The 22,896-nt window shown below is 71.3% G+C and carries 20 protein-coding genes and 1 pseudogene; 14 read left to right on the top strand and 7 right to left on the bottom strand.

Features of this window, described 5'->3' with window-relative positions:
- Window positions 1-136 precede the first annotated feature (136 nt).
- Window positions 137-877 (top strand): GerMN domain-containing protein, encoded by a 741-nt coding sequence (locus CO540_RS00165; RefSeq protein WP_099160245.1) that lies wholly within the window; start codon window positions 137-139, stop codon window positions 875-877.
- Window positions 878-1,064: 187 nt separating this feature from the next.
- Here the strand turns inward: CO540_RS00165 and CO540_RS00160 are convergent, their stop codons facing one another.
- From CO540_RS00160 to CO540_RS31230, 3 genes and pseudogenes are all read right to left on the bottom strand, one after another.
- Window positions 1,065-1,973: an endo alpha-1,4 polygalactosaminidase gene (locus CO540_RS00160; RefSeq protein WP_099164509.1), complete on the bottom strand. Its 909-nt coding sequence runs from the start codon at window positions 1,971-1,973 to the stop codon at window positions 1,065-1,067.
- 201 nt (window positions 1,974-2,174) lie between these two features.
- Complete coding sequence (locus tag CO540_RS31235; RefSeq protein WP_371682316.1) at window positions 2,175-2,480, bottom strand: substrate-binding domain-containing protein; 306 nt, start codon at window positions 2,478-2,480, stop codon at window positions 2,175-2,177.
- Between the two features lie 596 nt (window positions 2,481-3,076).
- Window positions 3,077-3,151, bottom strand: a pseudogene (locus tag CO540_RS31230) (LacI family DNA-binding transcriptional regulator); the annotation flags it as partial.
- Between the two features lie 293 nt (window positions 3,152-3,444).
- Here CO540_RS31230 and araB point away from each other — a divergent pair.
- The 4 genes from araB to CO540_RS00135 all read left to right on the top strand — a co-directional run bounded on the left by araB (window position 3,445) and on the right by CO540_RS00135 (window position 8,729).
- Entirely contained in the window at window positions 3,445-5,112 is a 1,668-nt protein-coding gene (gene araB, locus CO540_RS00150; protein ID WP_099164508.1) for a ribulokinase, read from the top strand.
- The gene (locus CO540_RS00145; RefSeq protein ID WP_099160243.1) at window positions 5,109-5,807 is read left to right on the top strand and encodes an L-ribulose-5-phosphate 4-epimerase; all 699 of its coding nucleotides are present in this window, start codon (window positions 5,109-5,111) and stop codon (window positions 5,805-5,807) included. Before araB ends, CO540_RS00145 begins: the two co-directional genes overlap by 4 nt.
- Window positions 5,804-7,300 carry an L-arabinose isomerase gene (gene araA, locus CO540_RS00140; protein ID WP_099160242.1) on the top strand — a complete coding sequence of 499 codons (1,497 nt, stop codon included), beginning with the start codon at window positions 5,804-5,806 and terminating at the stop codon, window positions 7,298-7,300. The genes CO540_RS00145 and araA overlap by 4 nt, the downstream gene beginning before the upstream one ends.
- Window positions 7,301-7,427: 127 nt before the next feature.
- Entirely contained in the window at window positions 7,428-8,729 is a 1,302-nt protein-coding gene (locus tag CO540_RS00135) for a glycoside hydrolase family 27 protein (protein ID WP_253866303.1), read from the top strand.
- A 96-nt stretch (window positions 8,730-8,825) separates the two neighbouring features.
- Here CO540_RS00135 and CO540_RS00130 read toward each other — a convergent pair whose 3' ends face one another.
- The gene (locus CO540_RS00130; protein WP_253866301.1) at window positions 8,826-9,647 is read right to left on the bottom strand and encodes a formylglycine-generating enzyme family protein; all 822 of its coding nucleotides are present in this window, start codon (window positions 9,645-9,647) and stop codon (window positions 8,826-8,828) included.
- A 532-nt stretch (window positions 9,648-10,179) separates the two neighbouring features.
- Here CO540_RS00130 and CO540_RS00125 point away from each other — a divergent pair.
- The 9 genes from CO540_RS00125 to CO540_RS00080 all read left to right on the top strand — a co-directional run bounded on the left by CO540_RS00125 (window position 10,180) and on the right by CO540_RS00080 (window position 20,521).
- On the top strand, window positions 10,180-11,442 hold the full coding sequence (locus CO540_RS00125) for an ABC transporter substrate-binding protein (RefSeq protein ID WP_099160238.1): 1,263 nt from the start codon (window positions 10,180-10,182) through the stop codon (window positions 11,440-11,442).
- A gap of 5 nt (window positions 11,443-11,447) precedes the next feature.
- A complete protein-coding gene (locus tag CO540_RS00120; protein ID WP_253866790.1) occupies window positions 11,448-12,392 on the top strand; it encodes a carbohydrate ABC transporter permease in 945 nt (314 codons plus the stop codon).
- Between the two features lie 3 nt (window positions 12,393-12,395).
- The gene (locus CO540_RS00115; protein ID WP_099160234.1) at window positions 12,396-13,223 is read left to right on the top strand and encodes a carbohydrate ABC transporter permease; all 828 of its coding nucleotides are present in this window, start codon (window positions 12,396-12,398) and stop codon (window positions 13,221-13,223) included.
- A gap of 129 nt (window positions 13,224-13,352) precedes the next feature.
- Window positions 13,353-15,050: a hypothetical protein gene (locus CO540_RS00110; RefSeq protein ID WP_099160233.1), complete on the top strand. Its 1,698-nt coding sequence runs from the start codon at window positions 13,353-13,355 to the stop codon at window positions 15,048-15,050.
- 207 nt (window positions 15,051-15,257) lie between these two features.
- Window positions 15,258-16,370, top strand: a complete 1,113-nt coding sequence (locus CO540_RS30645; RefSeq protein ID WP_253866299.1) for a hypothetical protein — start codon at window positions 15,258-15,260, stop codon at window positions 16,368-16,370.
- A 154-nt stretch (window positions 16,371-16,524) separates the two neighbouring features.
- A complete protein-coding gene (locus tag CO540_RS00095) occupies window positions 16,525-17,961 on the top strand; it encodes an NAD(P)/FAD-dependent oxidoreductase (RefSeq protein WP_099160231.1) in 1,437 nt (478 codons plus the stop codon).
- Between the two features lie 146 nt (window positions 17,962-18,107).
- A complete protein-coding gene (locus tag CO540_RS00090; RefSeq protein WP_157779023.1) occupies window positions 18,108-19,064 on the top strand; it encodes a helix-turn-helix domain-containing protein in 957 nt (318 codons plus the stop codon).
- An 89-nt stretch (window positions 19,065-19,153) separates the two neighbouring features.
- Window positions 19,154-19,900, top strand: a complete 747-nt coding sequence (locus tag CO540_RS00085) for an alpha/beta fold hydrolase (protein ID WP_099160227.1) — start codon at window positions 19,154-19,156, stop codon at window positions 19,898-19,900.
- Between the two features lie 21 nt (window positions 19,901-19,921).
- Window positions 19,922-20,521: a DUF6434 domain-containing protein gene (locus CO540_RS00080; RefSeq protein ID WP_216642313.1), complete on the top strand. Its 600-nt coding sequence runs from the start codon at window positions 19,922-19,924 to the stop codon at window positions 20,519-20,521.
- A 30-nt stretch (window positions 20,522-20,551) separates the two neighbouring features.
- Here the strand turns inward: CO540_RS00080 and CO540_RS00075 are convergent, their stop codons facing one another.
- The 3 genes from CO540_RS00075 to CO540_RS00065 all read right to left on the bottom strand — a co-directional run bounded on the left by CO540_RS00075 (window position 20,552) and on the right by CO540_RS00065 (window position 22,875).
- Entirely contained in the window at window positions 20,552-20,947 is a 396-nt protein-coding gene (locus tag CO540_RS00075; RefSeq protein ID WP_099164506.1) for a DivIVA domain-containing protein, read from the bottom strand.
- A 195-nt stretch (window positions 20,948-21,142) separates the two neighbouring features.
- Complete coding sequence (locus CO540_RS00070; protein ID WP_099160224.1) at window positions 21,143-21,808, bottom strand: GntR family transcriptional regulator; 666 nt, start codon at window positions 21,806-21,808, stop codon at window positions 21,143-21,145.
- A complete protein-coding gene (locus CO540_RS00065) occupies window positions 21,805-22,875 on the bottom strand; it encodes a Gfo/Idh/MocA family protein (RefSeq protein WP_099160222.1) in 1,071 nt (356 codons plus the stop codon). The genes CO540_RS00070 and CO540_RS00065 overlap by 4 nt, the downstream gene beginning before the upstream one ends.
- Window positions 22,876-22,896: the final 21 nt, after the last annotated feature.

Here is a 22,896-nt window from a genome sequence, read left to right as displayed (position 1 = left end):
GGGATCGCCCGTGACTGTGGCGGCCGTCCGACAGCAACGAGGCCCACTCACCCGCCATCCGCTACCGCACGCTATGTGACGGCCGGTTCAGCGTCAAACGTTACAGTGGCCTCGACGACGCTTCGAGGAGACAGCGGTGACGGACGGTGGGCGCGACGACGGCGCGACGCGGGACGCCCTGCGCCGCCTGGCCGGCACCGCCGCGGACACCGCCCGGCCACCGGACCTGGCGGATCTGCACCGCCGGACCCGCCGACGGCGCGCTCGTACCGCCGGTGCCGTCGGAATGGTCACCGCAGCCGTGCTGGCCGTGCCGATCGGGATCGGGGCCCTGAGCCCGGCGGGGCAACGCGGACAGGCGGTCACCGGCCCGGCGGTGGGGCCTTCAACCACGACATCTGTCGCGCCGACGGCCCGGCCGAGTGACGGGCAGGAGCCGCTGCAGCCGACCGTGGAGCCCTCCACCGGCACCCGCAGGGTCAAGCTGTTCCTGCTGCGTGAGCGCGCCGGTCAACCCTGTCCGCAGATCGTGCCGGTGACTCGCGAGTTGCCCGCCGAGGGGGTGGCCAAGCGGGCGCTGGCCGCGCTGCTGGACGGGCCGACACCGGCGGAGCAGTCGGCGGGGCTGACAAGCGTCTTTCGCGACGACGCCTACCGGTTCCGGTATCTCAAGCTGGACGGGCCGATGGCCCGCGCCGACTTCACCGACCTGGACGGCATCCTGGCCCCCGACGACAGGTGCGAGAAGACCAAGCTGCTGGAGCCGATGCGGCGGACCCTGGAGCAGTTCGGCTGGATCCGGGAGGCCCGCTTCTCCATCCGCGGTGACCAGCGGGCCTTCTATGTGGACGTGCTGCACGACCAGGTGCCGAAATGACGGCACGAGCCGGAGCCCGGCCGACGGGGTCCGGCTCGGCCGCGTTCCGTCCAGCGCACTGGATCGGCCCCGTCCAGGACGAAGTCCACCCGGTCCACGCGGCCATCCGTTCGGCCTCCTGACAGATGCCTTCTGTCTGGACCAAGAGGGCGCTCGCGACAGGACACTCCGCAGGCGACGACGGGGTTCAGCACGTGCGGTAGACGTAGCCGGGGCTGTTCGGGCGGCTGAGCCGCCGGTCACGCTGCACCACCGACAGTCGGGCCCCGACCGTGCGGCACGCCTGCGCGAAGCCGGCGTCGGTGTACTCGATGACCATGACATGGTCGCCGTAGACGGAGGTGTAGTCGTCGCAGTCGGCGTACCGGCCGCACTCCTCGGCGATGGCGAAGTCGAGACCGACGTCGCGTCCGGCCCGGCCGAGGTCGACGGCATTCTTCTGCGCCACGGCCAGGGAGACCCGGTCGGCGCGGGCGGCGAGCATCCCGACGTACTCGATCGCCTGCACTTCGGTGAGTCGGCCCTGGGACCGGTGGTACGAGTCGAGGTTGTCCGGCTCGACGGCCGGGAAACCGTCGGCGGCGCATCGTTCGAGCCAACCGCCGACGATGGCGGCGAGACGGGCCCGCTTGTCCGGCGTGGAGATGTCGAGCAGGATCTCCTGCCGCGGCGCGTCGACCACGTACCGTCCAATGGCGTCGCGCAGCAGCAGGTCGTCGTGGTAGGCCCGCCACCAGCCGATCTCCTGGGGCTGGGCCTGGAAGGCGTTGACGCGGCAGATGGTGTAGGCGCCGAGGGCCGGGCTGTCCGCCCAGTCGCGGCTGACCACCCGCGCCGGCAGCGGTAGCGGGTAGGCGCCGCCGAGCTGGTAGTCGATCGAGACGTTGGGGGGTGGCCGCCGAACGGTGCGCCGCGCGAAGCCGGGGCGCTGGGAGGCTGCGGTGACACCGCCGCTGCTCGACGAGAGGTAGGCGGTGGTAACCGGCGGCGGGACGGCGGTGGGGGCGTCGGACGTGATCCCAAGGGGATCACCGGGCAGCAGGACGAGCAGGACGGCGATGATGCCGCTCGGCCAGGCGCGAGTTGAGGGTTTCATGGCGCTCCTCGGGTCGGTCACCACCGGGACGGCGGCGTCGACCGGGAACACTCCGGCGGCGCAGCCGGAGTTTCAGCGGGAGGTGGGGGCGGCCCCGGGGCCTGCCGGAGAACCGGAGCGACCGTGCGTCGGCACGGTGGCGCCGACGGCCCGCGCAGCCGCTCTCGGCCCGACACTGGGTACGCCCGCCCGCCCGCCCGCTCAGCGGGGCGCGGCGGTGCTGTCTCGCACGACCATCTCGGGCACGATCAGACCTGCCGAGGGCGGGCTCGTGCCGTCGATCCGAGCGACGATCTCGGCGATGCAGCGTCGACCGACCTCGGCGAAGTCCTGCCGGACGGTGGTCAACGGCGGGTGGAAGAACTCCGACTCGGGCAGGTCGTCGAAACCCACCACGCTGATGTCGCCTGGTACCGAGCGCCCGGCCTCTTCGAATGCGCGGAGCAGGCCCAGCGCCATCTGGTCGTTGGCGGCGAAGACGGCGGTGACGTCGGACCGCTCGAGGATGCGCCGGCCCGCCTCGTAGCCGGAGCGGGGGACCAGTCGCCCACAAGCACTTCGGGCACGGGAGCATGAGCGGCCATCAGCTCGGTCAGCCAGCCGCTGACCCGGGCGTCCGCCTCGAACCAGTTGATCGGGCCCCGGACGTGAGCCACCGTCCGATGCCCGAGATCGAGCAGGTGACGGGTGGCCGTCCGGGCCCCGCCGACCTGGTCGATGCCGGCGACGGACTGCTCGCCGTCGCGTGCCTCGACCATCACGAGCGGCACTGTGCGTGCGACACCGGCCACCGCCTCGACCACGGAGCCGACCGGCGCGATGACGATCACCCCGTCCACCGCAGCCGCCAGCAGGTGGTCGATCGCGGACCGCATCGACTGGCGATCGACCGCGTCGAGCACGGTGACGCTGACGAAGTACCCGGCCCGCCGCGCCGCCTCGGAGATGCCGGTCAGCGTGCCCGCCGGACCGTACTGCTGCGTGGACACGCTGACCACACCCAGCGTCATCGTCCGCTTCGTGATCAGGGCCCGGGCGCTGACATTCGGGCGGTATCCGAGCTGGGCGACGGCCCGCTCCACCCGCTCCCGCACGGAGTCGCTGACGTTGGGCAGCCCGTTGAGGACCCGGGAGACGGTCTGGTGCGAGACGCCGGCGAGCCGGGCGACATCGCGCATGACTGGTGTCCGGGCCCTGCCCGCGTCCTCGCCTTGAGCGGGCGCGCGTGAGGTCATGACCCGTACGGTAACAGGCCGCGCCGCCCGACCGCGACTCTCGAAAACGTTTAACAGAGCGGTCACAAAGCGATCATCAACCAACTCTCAGGAGAGCTTCTAGAGCGGACGTTATTGCCGCTCTCAGCCGTGATTTGCCCTTGATCAAGGGTTGACGGCGCCTGTTGTGACCGTTAACAATGGCCGCCAGCAGCGAGGTGCCCGCCGGCACCGTCGGGATCATGGGAGTCGGGGACATGAGCACGCAGCCAGGACCGCGCTACGTCGTGGGGGTCGACTTCGGCACACTTTCCGGCCGAGCGCTGGTCGTCCGGGTGAGTGACGGCGCGGAACTCGCGTCCGCGGTCTGCGAGTACCCGCACGGCGTCATCGACACCCTGCTGCCCGGCACCGGGCGACGGCTGCCCCGCGACTGGGCCCTCCAGGTCCCCGCCGACTACCTCACGGTGCTGCGCACCGCCGTGCCCCGGGCGGTACGGGCCGCGAAGATCGACCCGGCCGACGTCATCGGCATCGGCACCGACTTCACCGCCTGCACCATGGTGCCCACGCTGGCCGACGGCACGCCGCTCTGCGAGCTGCCCCGCTTCGCCCATGAGCCGCACGCCTACGTGAAGCTCTGGAAACACCACGCCGCCCAGCGCCACGCCGACCGGATCAACGCTCTGGCCGCCGAACGGAACGAGCCCTGGCTCGGCCGCTACGGCGGGTTGATCTCCTCGGAATGGGAGTTCGCCAAGGGTCTGCAACTGCTGGAGGAGGCACCCGAGGCGTACGCCGCCATGGACCGGTGGGTGGAGGCGGCGGACTGGATCGTCTGGCAGCTCACCGGCACCTACATCCGCAACGCCTGCACCGCCGGCTACAAGGGCATCCTCCAGGACGGCCGATACCCGGACGAGGAGTTCCTCGCCGCGCTCAACCCCGACTTCCGCGACTTCGTCCGGGACAAGCTCGACCAGCGCATCGGTGAACTGGGCGCCGCCGCCGGCCGGCTCACCGCCCGGGCCGCCCGCTGGACCGGGCTGCCCGAGGCAACGGTGGTGGCCGTCGGCAACGTGGACGCACACGTCACCGCCGCCGCCGCGCAGGCGGTCGAGCCCGGTCAGTTGGTGGCGATCATGGGCACCTCGACCTGCCATGTGATGAGCGGCGACCGGCTCGTGGAGGTGCCGGGGATGTGCGGTGTCGTGGACGGCGGCATCGTCGCCGGGCTTCCCGGCTACGAAGCCGGCCAGTCCGGGGTCGGCGACATGTTCGGCTGGTTCGTCGCGAACCAGGTCCCCCCGGCGTACGTCGCGGACGCCCGCACCCAGGGCATCTCCGTGCACGAATACCTGACCAACCTCGCGGCCCGGGACCCCGTGGGCGCGCACGGACTGGTCGCCCTCGACTGGTGGAGCGGCAACCGTTCGGTACTCGTCGACCACGAGCTGTCCGGTCTCCTGATCGGCCTGGACCTCACCACCCGGCCCGAGGAGATCTACCGCGCCCTGCTGGAGTCGACCGCCTTCGGCACCCGCGTGATCGTGGAGACCTTCGCCCGCGCCGGGGTGCCGGTGCGGGAGTTCATCGTCGCCGGTGGGCTGCCGAAGAACCGGTTCCTCATGCAGATCTACAGCGACGTGCTGAACCTGCCGCTGTCCACCGTCGTCTCGGAGCAGGGTCCCGCCCTCGGCTCCGCGATCCACGCGGCCGTGGCGGCCGGCGCCTACCCGGACGTGCCCACCGCCGCCGCGGCAATGGGTGGCCGGGTGGTCGAGTCGTACCGGCCGATCACGGCCAACGTCATGGCCTACCAGCGGCTCTACGACATCTACCGGGAACTGCACGACCAGTTCGGCCGCGGCGGCACCGACGCCATGCGGCGCCTCAAGGCGATTCGACGGGAGACCACCGCATGACGATCGACACCGCCTCCGCCGTACGGTCCGCCGTGGCGCAGCTACGCGACACCGTCTGCGCGCTGCACGCCGAGCTGACCCGCTACGAACTGGTCGTCTGGACCGCTGGCAACGTGTCGGCCCGGGTGCCCGGCGAGGAGCTGATGGTCATCAAGCCCTCCGGGCTGCCGTATCACGAGCTCACCCCCGCGGCGATGGTCGTCACCGACCTGCACGGTCGGCTGGTCGACGGCCACCGCGCCCCGTCCTCGGACACCGCGGCGCACGCCTACGTCTACCGGCACCTGCCGGAGGTCGGCGGGATCGTGCACTCGCACTCCACGTACGCCACCGCCTGGTCGGCCCGACGGGAGCCGATCCCGTGCGTGCTCACGATGGTCGCCGACGAGTTCGGCGGGGACATCCCGGTCGGCCCGTTCGCGCTGATCGGAGACGACTCCATCGGCCGCGGCATCGTCGAGACGCTGCGCGGGTCGCGCAGCCGGGCGGTGCTCATGGGCGGCCACGGTCCGTTCACCATCGGCCGCGACGCGCGGGACGCGGTCAAGGCCGCGGTGATGCTCGAGGACGTCGCTCGCACGGTGCACGTCGCCCACCAGCTCGGCCGGCCACCGCGCCTGGAGCAGGAGCACATCGACAGCCTCTTCCACCGTTACCAGAACGTCTACGGACAGCAGGGAGAACCGACTTCATGAGGCAGCAGCAGATCTGGTTCCTCACCGGCAGCCAGGGGCTGTACGGGCCGGAGGTGCTCGACCAGGTCGCCCGCCAGTCCGGCGAGATCTGCGTGGCGCTGGCCCGGCATCCCGGGATCGTGGCAGAGGTGGTGGCCAAGCCGGTGCTCACCGATGCCACCGCCATCCGTCAGGTGATGCGCGCGGCGAACGCCGACGACCGGGTGGTCGGAGTCGTCGCCTGGATGCACACCTTCTCCCCCGCCAAGATGTGGATCACCGGCCTCGACGCGCTGCGCAAGCCCCTGCTGCACCTGCACACACAGGTCAACCGGGACCTGCCGTGGAGCTCCATCGACATGGACTTCATGAACCTGAACCAGGCAGCGCATGGCGACCGCGAGTTCGGCTACGTGCAGACCCGGCTCGGCAGGACCCGCAAGACGGTCTCCGGCCACCTGTCCAACCCGACCGTACTGGCCCGGATCAGCGACTGGTCCCGGGTGGCCGTGGGGGTGCAGGCGCTGCGCACCATGCGACTGGCCCGCTTCGGCGACAACATGCGCGACGTCGCGGTGACCGAGGGGGACAAGGTCGAGGCCGAGCTGCGCTTCGGCGTCTCGGTCAACACCTACGGGGTCAACGACCTCGTCGCCGTGGTCGACGCCGTCGACGACGGCCCGGTGAAGGAACTGGTCGGCGAGTACGAGCAGCGCTACGCCGTCGCGCCGGAGCTGCGCGCCGGCGGTGAGCGCCACGAGTCGCTGCGCTACGCCGCCCGGATCGAGCTGGCGCTGCGGCACTTCCTCGACGACGGCGGCTTCACCGCGTTCACCACCAACTTCGAGGACCTCGGCGGCCTGCGCCAACTGCCCGGCCTGGCCGTGCAACGGCTGATGGCCGACGGCTACGGATTCGGCGGCGAGGGCGACTGGAAGACCTCGGTGCTGCTGCGCGCGCTCAAGGTCACGGCGACGGGACTGCCGGGCGGCACCTCGTTCATGGAGGACTACACCTACCACCTGGAGCCCGACCGGGAGCTGGTACTCGGCGCGCACATGCTGGAGGTCTGCCCGACGATCACCGCCCGCACCCCGCGCGTGGAGATCCATCCGCTGTCGATCGGCGGCCGGGAGGACCCGGTCCGGATGGTGTTCGACGCCGACCCGGGCGAGGGCCTGGTGGTCGGCATGTGCGACCTGGGCGACCGGTTCCGCCTGGTGGCCAACGAGGTGACGGTGGTGGAGCCGCTGGCCGACATGCCCCGGCTGCCCGTCGCCAGGGCCGTCTGGCGCCCGCACCCCGACTTCGCCACCTCCGCCGACTCCTGGCTGACCGCCGGCGGCCCGCACCACACCGTGCTCTCCACCGCGCTGACCCGGGAGCACCTGTACGACTTCGCCGAGATCCTCGGTGTCGAACTCGCACTCATCGAGGCGGAGACCACGTCCCGGCGCTTCGCCCACGAGCTGCGCTGGACCAGCGCCTACCACCGGCTCGCCCGCGGGCTGTGACACCACCGGCACCCTCGGACCGCACGACTGGCACACGCCACCGCCGCGGTTCCTGGGCCGTCCTCGGCGCCGGCCCGCCGGACCGGGTCCGACCGGTGCCGGCCGGCGCCACCTCGAACGACCGCTCGTGACCGACGACCAGGAAGCGCAGGACAAGAACATGACCGTGGCCGCCATTCCCCCGATGGGCTGGAACAGCTGGGACACCTACGGCGCCAGCGTGACCGAGGCGGAGATCCTCGCCAACGCCGAGGTGCTGGCCGGGGAGCTGCTCCCCTTCGGCTGGGACACCCTGGTCGTCGACATCCAGTGGTACGAGCCGGACGCGCACAGCTCCGCCTACCGGCCGTTCGTACCGCTGACCGTGGACGGGCACTCGCGGCTGGTGCCGGCGGCGAACCGGTTCCCGTCGGCGGCCGACGGCCGGGGCTTCGCGCCGCTGGCCGAACGGATCCACGCGATGGGCCTGAAGTTCGGCATCCACATCATGCGCGGCGTGCCCCGCCAGGCCGTGCACGCGGCCACCCCGATCCTGGGCAGCGACGTGACGGCCCGGGACATCGCGCAGACCAACTCCATCTGCCCGTGGAACACCGACATGTACGGCGTGGACGCCACCCGCTCCGGGGCCCAGGAGTACTACGACTCCCTGTTCGCGCTCTACGCCTCGTGGGGGGTGGACTTCGTCAAGGCCGACGACATGCTGCTGCCGTACCACCGGGGCGAGATCAACCTGATGCGCAACGCGCTGGACGCCTGCGGCCGGGAGATGGTGCTGAGCCTCTCCTGCGGCCCGACCCCGGTGGCGGAGGCCGGTCACCTGAGTTCCCGGGCGCACATGTGGCGTACCACGGCCGACTTCTGGGACCGGTGGAGCGACCTGCGTGCGGCGTTCGACATCTGCGCCGCCTGGGCCCCGTACGCCGGCCCGGGACACTGGCCGGACGCCGACATGCTGCCGCTGGGCCGGATCGCCCTGCGCTCCGGCGAAACCGGGGTGCGCGACCGGTACACCCGGTTCACCAGGCCGGAGCAGACGACCCTGATGACCCTGTGGTGCGTGGCCCGCTCGCCGTTGATGCTCGGCACCGACCTGACCCGGCTCGACGACGAGACCCGGGACCTGCTGACCAACCCCGAGGTGCTGGCCGTCCTGCGCGACGGCGACGGGGCCCGGGAGGTGTACCGCGAGCACGACGTCATCGTCTGGACCTCCCGGCTCGACGAGTCGAGCACCGCGCTGGCGGTGTTCAACGTCGGCAAGGACGACCGGGACGTACAGCTGGACCTGCGGGCGGTGGGCATCGACGGTGAGGTGACGCTGCGCGACCTGTGGAGTCGGTCGGATCAGGGCAAGGCCTCCGGCACCACCGGCATGCACGTCGAGGCGCACGGCGCCCGGCTCTTTCGCGTCCAGCACCTCGGCTGACCGGTACACCGGCCGGGTCCCCGACCCCGCGTCGCCTCGAGACCCGGCCGGCCGCTCGGCGGTGTGGTCCCCCGCCGAGCGGCCGGCGGGCCCGGCTCAGCAGGCCACGCGGAAGCCGGTGTGGCCGGCCGAGGTGTCGGGCGTGTTACGGGTCCGCGCCGAGGTGCGGTAGCGGTTGCAGTACGACGCGTGGCAGAGGTAGGACCCGCCTCGGACCACGCGGGCCGCGTCGCGCCCTGGCCCGCCACCGACCGGGTCGCCCGACCACCAGTCCGCCGTCCACTCCCAGACGTTGCCGCAGGCGTTGAAGAGCCCGTACCCGTTGGGCTGGTAGGACCGGGCCGGCGCGGTGGCACGGTGGCCGTCCTCGGCGGTGTTACGGAACGGGAACTCCCCCTGCCAGACGTTCATCCGGTGCTCGCCGCCGGGCAGCAGCTGGTCGCCCCACGGGTAGGTGGCCTGGTCCAGGCCGCCCCGCGCGGCTTTCTCCCACTCCGCCTCGGTCGGTAGCCGGGTGCCGGTCCAGCGCGCGTAGGCGGAGGCGTCGTACCAGGACACGTGCACCACCGGGTGGTCGGCGAGTTCGTCGACGGACGACCCGGGACCGAAGGGGTGCCGCCAGTTCGCGCCGCGCACGGCGAACCACCAGGGCGCCGCCGCGACGGTGCCCGGCAGCACGCCGGCCCAGGCCTCGGGGCCGACGAGGCCGGCGAAGACGAAGGACCACCCGTAGCGCTCTGCGTCCGTGACGTATCCGGTGGCGTCGACGAACTCGGCGTACGCGGCGTTCGTGACCGTCGTGACGCCGATCCGGTACTCGTCGACGTGGACCTGGCGGACCGGGCCCTCGGCGTCACCGGGGACGGTGCCGGGGCCGTCCGCGCCCATCCAGAACGAACCGGCCGGAACAGTGACCATCTCGGCCAGGGCGGCGGCTGGTTCGGGACGGGCAGGATCGGACGTGAATCCGGGAACGGGGTGCGGCGGGCCGACCGCCGCAGGGGATCCTCCCGCTGTGCCGGGCTGGCAGCAGGCGGAGGACGCAACCTCTGGCGACTTCATGTTTGAGAACGGTAACAATGAGCGGCCTTGATCAATAGTCGGACGAGCATGTGCGCGTGAACATACTGGTAGAAGGCCGCTCGTGACCCAACCGTAACTAGAAGGACGCTTGACTTGCCGGTTTTCAGTCGACCAGACTCACGCTCAATGTGAGCGGTCACAATGGCCCGCTGACAGCACACCGCACCGCGGTGGGCACACCACCGCACGGCACGGCGACGATCCCGCCCACCCGGGTGTCGCCTGCCTCGGCACCGCCCAGCGCCCGGCCCCCCGGCCGGCGATCCACTCCGAACCCCACCCGGCGCGCACCGAACCCGACCCGACCCGACCCGGTGCCGCGCCTGCCGGTGGGCCCGCCGGCCCACCCCCTGGAAAGGACACACCCATGAGACGACGCCTCGTCCTCACCGCGGCGATCTCCGCACTCACAATCGCCCTGACCGGCTGCACCGGCGGTGGCACCGACTCCGGCGGCGGGAAGGGCGGGCAGTTGGAGTTCCTCACCGGCACCGCGGTGGACTCGCCGCTCTACGGGCAGTACCAGGACCTGGTCAAGAAGTTCGAGGCCGACCACTCCGGCGTCAAGGTCAACCTGGTGCCGTCGAGCACCGACCACGAGGGCGACCTCAAGGTGCGGCTGGCCTCGGGCAACATCCCCGACATCTGGATGACCCACGGGTGGTCGCTGCTGCGCTACGGCAAGTTCCTGATGCCGCTGCAGAACGAGCCCTGGGCCAAGGACCTCGCGCCCGCGCTCAAGCCGGCGATGCTCGGCCAGGGCGGCGAGCTGTACGCCATGCCGGTCGACACCGACATCGCGGGCCTGCTCTACAACGCCGACGTGCTGGCCGAGGCCGGCGTCAAGCCCGACGACATCAAGACCTGGGACGACTTCAACCGGGCCGCCGCCGCGATCAAGGCCAAGGGCAAGACCCCGATCTACGCGGCCGGCAAGGACCAGTGGCCGACCGGCCTGTTCGTCGACTGGATCGCGCCGGGCGTCTTCAGCGAGGCCGAGCTGAAGAGCATGAAGGAAGGCACGTTCGCCGAGGGCAGCTACACCAAGGTGCTCGACACCGTCGGCGCGTTCCGCGAGGCCGGCCTGTTCAACAAGGACTACAGCTCGGCGACCACGGACAACGTCGCCCGCGCCCTCGCCGAGGGTAAGACCGGGTTCAGCTTCCTGATGAACTTCGTCGCCACCTCGGCGTTCGAGTACAAGAAGGACGCCAGGATCGGCTTCATGCCGGTGCCCACCGCCAACGGCGGCAAGCCCTACCTGATCAGCGGCGAGAAGAACGCGCTGGGCATCAACAAGGACACCAAGCACCCGAAGGAGGCCAAGGAGCTGCTCGCGTTCCTGGCCCAGCCGGAGAACCTGACCAAGCTGGCCAAGGCCTCCGGGTCCGCGCCGGGCCTGACCAGCGCCCAGTCCGACCTGGGCGGCCTGCAGAGCAGCTACGACACGTACGTCAAGTCGGGCGCGGTGCCGACCGTCCCCTACTTCGACCGGGTCTACATGCCCAACGGCGCCTGGGACACCATGGTCAAGACCACCGACGGCGTGGTGACCAAGCAGTCGACCGTCGCCGACAGCGTGGCCAAGGTCAAGACCGACTTCACCAAGCTGTACGCGCAGGCGAAGTGACCGACATGGTCGACAGCGGCATCGACACGGCGGTGCGTCGCAGCGCGGACGCGACGTACCGCCCGACGGCCGGCCCCCGACATCGGCCTCGGCAGGGGCTGGTGAACGTCCTCTACCTGCCGGCGCTGGCGCTGCTGGCCATGTTCACGGCGTACCCGCTGGTCAACGGGGTCGGGCTGTCGTTCACCGACTGGGACGGCTACAGTCCCGGCCACCACCTGGTGGGCCTGGAGAACTACCAGCGGCTGCTCAACGACGGCACCTTCCGCACCGTCTTCGTCAACACCCTGGTGTACGCCCTCGGCAGCACCGTCCTGCAGCAGGTGCTCGGCCTGGGCCTGGCGCTCGCGCTGGACCGGCCGATGCGGGGACGGGCCCTGCTGCGCGCGATCATCTACCTGCCGGTGCTGGTCTCCCCGGTCATCATGGGCACCATTTACTACCTGCTGCTGCAGTACGACAACGGCGCCCTCAACGACGTCGTGGTCGCGCTCGGGGGTGAGCAGCAGGCGTGGCTGAGCACCACCACCGGCTCGGTGGCCATCATCGTGGCCGTCAACACGATCCAGTTCGTCGGCCTGTCGATGATCATCTACCTGGCCGGGCTGCAGTCGATCCCGACGATGTACTACGAGGCGGCCCGGCTCGACGGCGCGTCGGGCTGGTCGCTGTTCCGCCGGATCACCGTGCCCCTGCTGCAGCCGGCCTTCGCCACCAGCATCGTGCTCAACCTGATCGGCGGCATGAAGCTCTTCGACGTGATCAAGGTGCTCACCGGCGGCGGCCCCGGTTACTCGACCAACTCGGTGTCCACCTTCATCGGCCTGACCTACTTCAACGCGCAGAGCGCCGGGTACGCGGCCGCGATGGGCGTCGCGCTCTTCGCCGTCATCATGATCATGACCTTGGTGCTCAACGCGGCACTCAACAAGCGCCGGCTGGAGGCGTGAGCAATGCTGATCGGACACCGTCTGTTCCGGCTGGCCTCGGTGGGTTTCCTGCTCACCTTCGCGGTCATCCAGCTCGTCCCGTTCTACGTCGCGCTCACCACGGCGCTCAAGCCCAAGAGTGACCTGAGCTCCCAGTGGATGCCGCCGACCGGGCGTCTCTACCTGGACAACTTCCGCATCGCCATCGAACAGGGCGGCATCCTGCGGGCGATCGTCAACAGCCTCGTCGTCACCTCGGTCGCCACCGTCCTGGTCTGCCTGCTCGGAGCGCTCGCCGCTTATCCGCTGGCCCGGCGCGGCACCTGGGTGAACCGGGTGGTGATGCTGCTGATGCTGGGCTCGATCATGGTGCCGCCGCTGAGCGTGCTCGTGCCGCTGTACTCGCTGATGAACCAACTCGGTGGGGTCAACACCTACTGGGGCATCATCCTGATCCTGGTGACGGGCCAGTTGCCGCTGAGCGTGTTCCTCTACGCCGCGTTCATCCGGACGGTGCCGACCGCCCTTGAGGAGGCCGCCCGGGTCGACGGCGCGGGCACCTTCCGGGTGTTCTTCCGGATCGTGCTGCCGCTGCTCAAGCCGGTCACCGCGACCGTGGCGATCCTGACCGGCGTGTTCATCTGGAACGACTACCAGATGTCGGTCTACATGCTGACCACCCAGGACGTCCGCACCATCGCCCCCGCGATCGGGTCCTTCTTCTCCCAGCAGAGCAGCAACCTCGGCGCCGCCGCCGCGGCGTCGCTGACCGCGATGGCGCCGATCCTGCTGGCGTACCTGTTCCTGCAGCGGCACTTCATCAAGGGCATGCTCGCCGGCGCCGAGAAGTAGCCGGCGAGTCCTGAAACCTCCCACCGTCCCGCGGAGTGTCCCCACCCGCACCACCCTCGCCACGCCTGCCCGGGGCGCGACCGCGGCACCACACACCCCCCACCCCCACCACACCGAAGGAGCAAGGCTATGGCAGGAAAGACCCGACGCCTCGGGGCACTCGCCCTGGGCGTAACCGTCGCCGCAGGCCTGGCCGTCGCCGGCGTCACCAGCGCGTATGCCGGGCAGCAACCAGCCCTTCCCCCGACCGCCGCAGCCGTCGCCGCGGTGACCGTCGCGAAGACCCCTGGGCTGCCCGCGGGCGACAAGTCGTCGATCTACGCGGTGTCGGTGGAGGGGAAGACCCCGTCGGTCTACCGCACCGCACCGAAGGCACGGACCTGCTCGAGCACCAACTGCGACGGCGGCGACTACGCCCGCGCGGACAACCGGTCGTTCAACTGGTCCTCGTTCTGGTTCCCGGTCGGCACCACCCCGACCGTCACGGTGACCCGGACGGCCGCCGCCGGAGCCGTGACCGACATCAAGGTCCGCGGCACCGGCGACTACACCATCGTCAGCAAGGACCTCGCCGCCCGGCAGATCAAGATCCGGGTCAACCGGCCGAAGGCCAAGCTGTCGGTGGAGTTCATCGACAACCGCTACGACAGCCTCCGACAGTTGCCGCTGGACGGGATGCTGCTGTTCGCCGACGACTCGCGCGCCGCCGTGGCGGACCCGTCACGCACGGCCCCCGACACCTACGTGGTCAACCCCGGCGCCACCTTCGACCGCTCCCGGGCCGCCCGCTCCACCACGGTGATCTTCACCCGCGGCGTGCACGACCTCGGCTACTGGCCGGTGCCGGATTCCGTGCAGCGCGTGCACCTGGCCGGCGGCGCGTACGTCAAGGGCGCGATCGACTCCGCCACGGTGAGCAAGTCGACCCAGCAGGGCTTCACCGTCACCGGCCGGGGCGTGCTCTCCGGTGAGGACTTCGACTGGCGGGCCGACAAACGCACCAACGGCACCACCTCGTGCAGCTACGACTGCTGGGAGTACACCGTCAAGATGGTGCAGCTCGGCACCGACAAGTTCCGCTTCCACGACGTCACCGTGGTCAACGCCCCGCACTGGGTGGTCACCGGCCACCGCGACAACGAGATCACCGCCAAGCAGGGCGACGACGAGTCCCGGTTCACCGGCACCATCTCCGACGTCAAGGTGCTCGGCAACTGGGGCTGGAACGGCGACGGCATCCCCGCCCTGACCGGCACCACCATCAGCGACTCGTTCGTCTCCGCCTTCGACGACGCCTTCAAGCTCTACAGCTCCAACGCCACCATCAAGAACAACACCCTGTGGCAGATGGACAACGGTGCCGTGTTCCAGCTCGGCTGGTTCGCCAAGACCATCTCCAACATCACCGCCACCAACAACACCCTGCTGCACACCGAGTGGACCGGCACCAACTCGAACTGGGGCCTGCTGAACTATCAGGAGGCCGGCGGCTCCGGCGCCATCTCGAACGTCAGCGTCACCGGCACCCGGATCATGGGACCCACCACCCGGGTCGTGGCCCTCTCCAACACCTCCGCCAGCCAGGCGTTCCGCGACATCACGCTGGCCGATACCAGGGTGGACAGGCTCTACAGCCTTGCGGAGATCAACTCGCTGCGTGGCAACGGCAGCAAGGACCTGCCCCGCAACCTGGTCAAGCAGGCGAAGGCACCGCTGGAGCTGACGATCACGAACCTCACCATCGGTGGCACCAGGATCACCTCCGCCAACGCCAGGACCGACGGTGGCTTCGACATCACGGGCAGCCCTACGTTGGCCTTCAACTGACCCGTCTTCGTGTTTCCTGAAATTCTGTGACAAAAACTGAACGATCCTGCTGAACACCCCGTACTCCTCATCGACAGAGGACATCGTCCGGAACCGCGATGCCGGAGCGGGCACGAGCACGATTCCTGAGTCCTCACTTCGCACCGCACCGGGTCGCCGCGACATCCCGTCACGTCGGCCCGGTGCGGTCGACCAAAGGAGAGGTGCATGACCAGGGGTACGCGCAACAACGCCGTCCTGAAGCTCGGCGGTGTGGGAGCCGTCGCCGCGTTGCTGATCGGCGCGGGACTGCAACTGGCGTCCGCCGACGAGAACGCCAACGCGACGCCGGTGTCGGTGGTCTGCCCGTCGGTCGCCGACAAGCTCGGCGCGGTGCCGGCCGCGGCGCAGGACGGGGTGAACCGCGAGCTGCAGAATCTGCAGAAGCAGATCGCGAACGTCAACGAGCGGCTGGCCCGCGAGCCCAAGGCGGCACAGAACCAGCTCAACGACATCGCCGGCAAGCGCCGCGCGGTGCTGGACCGGATCAGCCAGGACATCACCCGCGTCGGCGGCGCCGCGCCGGCCGGGCTGCAGGGCCTGGCGAACTGCACGCTCGAAGGTGCGGCCGGCGGCGCCGGGGACGGCGGGGTGGCCGCTCCGCCGGCCAACGCGCAGACGGTCGACTGCCCGACCGTACGCGACAAGCTCCCCGAGGTGCCGGCCGAGGCGGTCGCCGGGGTGGAGAAGGAGTTGGCGAACCTGGACGAGGAGATCGCCCGGCAGAACGAGCGCCTGGCGAAGCTCGCCGTCAAACCCGAGGGCGGCCCGAACTTCATCCAGAACGCCATCCTGGGCCCGCTGCGCAACAAGCGGGTGGCCGTCCTGAACCGCATCGCCACGAACATCGGCCGGGTCAACGGCAACCGTCCGGACGACCTGGTCGACCTCGCCACCTGCACGCTCAACTCCCCCGGCACGCCGAGCGCCGTCAACGGCAACGCCGGCCAGGGCGAGGCGGCCGGGTCGGAGAACGGCGGGGCCGCGCAGGCCCGTACGGTGAACTGCCCCCGCGTCGAGTTGCCGGCGGTGCCGGCCGCGGCCGCCGGGCAGGTCCAGTCCGAGCTGGCCACCCTCGACAAGCAGATCGACGAGGCCAACTCTCGGCTTGCCCGGATCGCCGTCAAGCCGGAAGGCGGGCCGAACTTCATCGCCAACGCCATCCTCAACCCGCTGAAGAGCAAGCGCGGGGCGGCGCTCGACCGGATCGAGATCGCCTTCAACCGCGTCGGCGCGCAGCGCCCCGAACTCGACAGCCTCGCGGTCTGCACCCTCAACTGACCGCACACCGGGGAAGGTCGCGGCCCGGCGGAGTGTCCTCTGCCGGGCCGCGGCGCGTCCGCGCCGCCCGACGACCACCCGGTCGGGCGCAGCTCACGGCGGTGCGACGACAGACACAGGATCGGGCTGCGGACGTCACGGAGCGGGGCGAGGGATGCGAACCGGCACGTGGGACATGGTGGTTCTCGGCGGCGGTGTCGCCGGGCTCGCCGCCGCGCGGACGGCCCGTCGACTCGACGCGCAGGTGTTGCTCGTCGACGACGGCACGAGCGGGTACGCCGCGTCCGCGGCGGCCACCGCCCTCATCGCGGCCGCGCACGCCGCGCACACGCTGGCGACCGCCGGCCGTTTCGGGCTGCGCTGCGGCGCGCCTCGGGTGGACGACGTCGCGGTGCTCGCCGCCGTGCGGGCCGCGGCTCGCACGGAGTCGGGTCAACTGCGCGACGGCACGATCGCCGGCGGTCCGTACGTGCTGGACGGCCGGGCCGAGTTCACCGGCCCGGACTCACTGCGGGTCACCGGCACCGACGCGGTCCGCGAGGTGCGCTTCCGTCGCGCGGTGATCGCCACCGGATGTGCTCCCGCCGTGCCCCTGATCCCGGGCCTCGCCGACGCGCAACCGCTGACCGCCGACGACCTGTCGCGGCTCAACCGGCTACCGGAACGGATCGCGGTGCTCGGCGGCGGCTCGACGGGCTGCGAACTAGGTCAGGCCCTGGCCCGGCTGGGCGTGCGAGTGACCCTGATCGAGGTGGCCGACCGCCTGTTGCCGAACGAGGAACCGGCCGCGGGCGCCGTGATCAGCGAGCGGCTCCGCGCCGAAGGCGTCGCGGTGCGTACGGGCCAGCTGGTCGACCGCGTCGGCGTGGGGACGGTGCATCTGGCCGACGGGGCGATCGTGCCGGCCGACCGGATCCTGCTCGCCGTCGGGCGCCGGCCGCGCACCGATCGGCTCGGGCTGACCGCCACCGGCGTGCGGCGCGACGTGCGGGGGCACGTCGTGGTGGACCAGCGGCTGCGCAGCGCGAACCATCGGGTCTTCGCCGCCGGCCCGGTCACCGGTTCCGCGCCGCTGGCCCGGGCCGCCGAACTGCAGGGCGTCCAGGCGGCCGAGAACGCGCTACTCGGACCGGTCGGGCGGGTCGACCGGATCCCGGTGCCCCGCGTGACGCGTACCGATCCCGAGGTGGCGCAGGTCGGCGTCACGCTGGAGCAGGCACAGCGGCTCCACGGCGACCGGGCGCGGGCCCGCTGGTGGGTCGACGACGACCTCGACCGGGATGAGCTCGGCGAGCGGGTCGGCGGCTTCTGCCACCTGGTCGTCGGGCCGGGCGGCCAGCTGCTCGGGGCCACGGTGGTGTCGCCCCGGGTCGGGCAGTGGATCGGCGAGCTGGCCGCCGCGGTGCGTCAGGGCATCAGCGTTTCGGAGCTCGCCCGGGCGCTACCTGGGCAGCCCACGTACGCGGACGGCTGGCCACGGGTGACTGGCGACCTTGACAACGACCTCGGGGCCCCGCTACCCGCCCGCCTCGTCGGCGCCTGGCGCGGACTGCGCCGGATCACCCGACCCTCCGCACGCCACAGCGGGTGATCGCCTCCGCCCGGCCGGAAAGCGCGAACCGGGGGCCGCGGATCCGTCCGGACAGCCGAGGCCGGCCCGTCCGGGCACGAGGATCATCGAGGGAACGAGCGCGCCCGCGGTCGCCCGAGCCGCGGCGAACAGATCAAGGAGCGATCGTGCCCGTGCTCACGCACCACTTCTCGGGTCCACGCGGCCTGCACGACTTCCGCCGTGCGGTCCGCCGGAGCCTGGTCAGCCAAGCGGTCGAGGCCCGGGACCCGGCCGGCTTCCGTGCCCGGCTGAGCACCGCCGACGTCGGTCCGACTCGGCTGGTGTCCGTCACCGTCGCCGCGCTGCATGCGCGGCAGACCGGACAACGTTCGCCCGGGGGCGTGTTCCTGCTGCTGGGCGCGAAGGCCGACGGTCGGATTCGGCACCGCTTCGGCGTCGAGCCGGTGGTGCCGGGCCGGCTCGTGGTCGTACCGGGCGGAGAGCCCTTCGAGGTCGACTATCCCGCCGTCGCCAAGCTGTTGTTCGTCGTGCTTCCGCCGGTTCTGGTCGAGGCCCGGTACGCGGCACTGGACGCAGCGATCCGCTCGGCACCCCTCGACCCGGCCGGGCGCGCCCTGGGCAGACAGCTGCCCCACCTGATGACGGCGGCGGGCGCCACCGAGGACCCCGCCCGCCGGCGAGACCTTGCCTCGGTGTTCGCCGTGGTGCTGGATCTGCTGCTCGACGGCACGCTCGGTGACACACGGGGCGGCCCTCACCTCGCTCTGCGTCTCGCCGCGGAGCGACTCGTCGAGGACCACCTCACCGAACCTGACCTCTCCGTCGCCTGGCTGGCCAGCCAGCTCGCCGTGTCGGTGCGCCAGCTGCACCGCGCCTTCGCCGACAACGGCCACGGCCACGGCCCGGCCGGCTACATCCGGCTACGGCGGCTGCAGGCGTGCGCTCGGGACCTGATCGGGTCGCCGATGAGCGCATCCGAGTTGGCATACCGCTACCAGTTCGCCTCCGCCTCCCACTTCGGCGCCGCCTTCCGGGCCCACTTCGGCTCGAGCCCGGGCCGCTGGCGAGCGGAGGCGGCGGCAGATGGGCACGGCTTCGACAGTGTTGCGGCGCGTCTGTGATATCGGTGCCGCGCCGGCGCCTCGTAGCGTGGTCCGGGCCGGATGCGAGTCGCGGCGGACTGCGTCAATCATCACCGGACGGACAACAGGTGGAAGTCAGCGAACACGGCCCACTGGACGCACCACCGCTGCTCCTGTTGCACGGCCTGCTCATCGACCGCACGATGTGGCAACCCGTCGTGGAGACACTCGGCCACTCGTTCCGCCTGCTGATCCCCGATCTGCCCGGGCACGGCACGGCCCGGAACCGGCGATGGACTTCGATGAGCCGAGTGGTGCACGACCTGACCGACCTGATCGACAGCAGGGTCCCCGACGCCCGGGTCGGTGTGGTGGGGCTGTCGCTCGGCGGGTATCTGGCCTTGGAACTGGCCCGCGCGGCGCCGGATCGGATCGCGGGTGCGGTCGCCAGCGGAGTCAACGCCGTCCCGTTGCCGTTCTGGTCTCCACCGCGGCTGCTCGGTCCGGTGCTGGCGCCGTTCATCGTCACCCGGCCGATGCTGAGCGCCAACGCCCGGGTGCTACGGATACCGGCCGACCTTCACCCGTGGTACCGGTCGGCGGCCCGGCGGACCCATCCCCGGGCGTTCGCCCGCATCAACCGGGAACTGACCGGATATCGACCTCCGGTGGACAACGCATTCGTCCGACCGGTCCTGGTGCTGTGCGGCAGCGACGAACCGCCCAGCATCCGGCGCTCCGCGCCACTGCTCGCCGCGGCCTTCGCACGCGGAGAGCACCGGACGGTACCCGGCGTCGGGCACGGCTGGATCATCGAGCGACCGGCGTTGTTCACCGAGACGGTGTCGAACTTCATCACCCCCCTGTTCCCCTGAATGCCCGGCTGGAGAGTCACGGTGACGGATCGCCCGCCATTGACCCACGTCCGTTCCGGTTCGGAGTTGCGCCGCTGGTACTGGACGCTCGCCGAGCTGACGGAACTGGCCCGGACAATGGGCGTCCCGCGCGGGGGCGGCAAGCTGGCACTGATCGAGCGGTTGGCCGCCGCGTTGGACGGCACGGCAGCGCCGGAGCATGCTCGGCGGGCAGGGTCGGCGCGACAACTGGGTCCGCCGGTGACGGTCGACACCGTCATTCCCGCCGGGCAGCGGTGCAGCCAGGTGCTGCGGGCATTCTTCCGCGATCAGGTCGGCAAGGGGTTCGTCTTCGACGAGTTCATGCGGGCGTTCATCCGTGACGGTGCGGGACGGACCCTGGGTGATGCCGTCTCGCACTGGTACGACACCCGGGCCGAAGCCGCCCGCGAACGGCCGGTGGCAGCACAGTTCGAGTTCAACGCGTTCCTGCGGCAGTGGCGGAGGGCGCACCCTCAGGCGGACCGGGCGGCTGCGCTGGCCGCGTGGCAGGAGCACCGGTCGCGGCCGGTGGAGGACCGTCCCGGACCGTCCCGGACCGACACGCCGCCGACCGACGAGGGGCGAACGACGGTGCGGTGAGCGCCCCCGGCGGCCGGTGCGGGCGATCCGCTACCTCGCGGAGTCCTCGGTGTCCGTCCGGTGGGTCGCCGCGTGCGCTCCAGGGGTGCCTGCGGAACCCGCCGCAGGCTCCGAGGGCAGCCGCTTCGGCATGGTGGTCCGCCGCACCCGCCGGCCGGTGGTCGTCCGCCTCGCATGCGCCCCGGAGCCGGCTCGTTCCGACTGCCAGACGCGCAGCGCCCGCTTGATCCGCTGACCCTCCGCCCAGGCGATCTCCAGTTCCCGCCCTCGCTCACCGAGCTCGTACGCGAGCCGGTGCAGCAGCGCGTCGACCTCGTCGCGACGGTAGCCGCGCTGGTACCAGGGCGCCAGCGGCAGCCGTACCCGGGTGACGTCCTCGGGGGTGAGTCTCCCGGCGAGCGGGCTTCCGCTGCGGTACGTCCCCATGTCAGCCTCCGCCCCCGCCACGACCCATACGGTCAGGAGTACGGCGGATGCCCGGTGACCGGTTCACTACTCGTGCGGGGCCCGGGCAGTCGTGGCGCACCCGCGTCGCCTGGCCGGGCCGCCGCACCGGGTGCCCGCGGAGACGGCCACCCGGGTGCGACGCGGACCGGGACGCGGACCGGAGCCGGGCGACCATCAGGTGGCCTCCGCTCCCGGCACGTACACCGCACCGGTGCGAATGTTCGGCACGGCCGCGCGGATGTGCCCGCGGGCCAGTTCCTCGGCCCGGTCGGCGTCGCCCGCCGCCAGCGCCTCGATGATCGCCAGGTGCTCGGGATGTGTCTCGTGCGGGTCGCGGTAGAGCCCGGGGGCGAGGCTCGTCGTGAGTATGTGGTGCACCTCGGCGGTACGGCTGAGCAGCGGCTCGCCGGCCAGCTCCAGCAGCGCCCGGTGGAACACCACATCCGCCTGGTAGTACGCCTCGGCCGAACCGGTGGTGGTGAGCTGCTCGTAGGCGTCCTGGAACAGCACCCGCAGCCGGGCCAGCTCGGCCCGGCCGGCCCGACCCGCGGCGAGCCGGCACGCGAGCCCTTCGAGCACCGCGCGGATCTCGAACACGGCGGTCATCCGATCGGCGTCGAAGCCCACCGCGTGCCAGCCCCGCGGGCCGGCGGTGACCAGGCCCTCGCCCTCCAGCCGGGAGAGAGCGCGGCGGACCGGTGTGCGACTGACCCCGAGGGCTACGGCGACCTCGCTCTGGTTGACCGGCTGGCCCGTCGGGATCTCACCGCTGAGCAGCATCGCGCGCACCCGCTGGTAGGTGCTCTCCTCCAGCGGAAGATAGGTCGTCTCAGTGCTCACGGCAGCCTCTCACCCGCGGGTTCCGGCACGCCTGTCACCCGCTCGGACCGGATCCGGACCGCCTGCCCCGATGCGGCCGACTGGTAACAGGCCTCCACCACCCGCATCGTACGGACATAGTCCGCGGCGGGCGTCTCCGCCTCGGCGCGACCTCGCAGGGCATCGACGAAGTTCTGCTGGGCGGCGGTCGCGCAGCCGCCCTTCCAGCCGTCCGGGATCCGGTAGTCGTGCCGGACCGTCCGCCCGTCGCGGCGCAGCACGGTCATCGTGCCGTCGTCGGCCACCTCCAGGGTGGCGTCCGTGCCCTCCACCGACATCGTCCCGTACGCCAGGCTGCGGACCGTCCGAGCCACCGCCGAGCGGTCGGCGTCGTACACCACGATGCCGCCGCCGGAGGTGTGCAGCACCGCGATGACGAGGTCCTCACCGGTGACGGCCGGGTTGACGGTTGCGGTCGTGCACCGGACCTCGTCGATCTCACCGAAGAGGTATCGGGTCGTGTCGACGTAGTGCACGCCCGTCTCGAACAGCACCAGGCGGGGCATGGTGGCGAAGTAGGGCTGGTCCGGATAGGGCCGCTCCCCCCAGCCGTCGCCGGGCCGCATCCGCATGGTGGTGTGGAACGGTCGGCCGAGCACGCCGTCGTCGATCAGCCGCTTCGCCTCCCGGTACCACGGCTGCCAGCGCCAGTTCTCGTTGACCACGAGCGGCACGCCGCGCCGGTGCGCCAGGTCTGCCAGCTCGGCGGCGTCCGCCACGGTCGGCGCGAGCGGCTTCTGGCAGAGCACCGGTAGTCCGCGGTCGACCGCGAGCCGGATCAGTTCGGCGTGGGTGGCCGGAGGCGTGCAGATGTCCAGGAAGTCGGGCCGGACCTCCGCGATCGCCGCCTTGAGATCGACCCCCGACCAGCTCACGCCGGCCTCCCGGGCCACCGCGGCCACCCGCCTCGGATCACGGTGCCCGACCAGGCCGTGGATCTCGGCACCGGACACCGCTCGCCAGGCGGCGAGCTGGATCGGCGCGAAGTAGCCGGCACCGACCATCAGGCCCCGCAACGGCCGTTCCATCCCCGTTCCTCCCCTACCCAC

It is taken from the genome of Micromonospora sp. WMMA2032 (genome assembly GCF_002688545.1).
GTDB classification, from domain to species: domain Bacteria; phylum Actinomycetota; class Actinomycetes; order Mycobacteriales; family Micromonosporaceae; genus Micromonospora; species Micromonospora sediminicola.
Note: the sequence above shows the minus strand (reverse complement) of the source record. Positions and strands in the feature narration are given on the sequence as shown.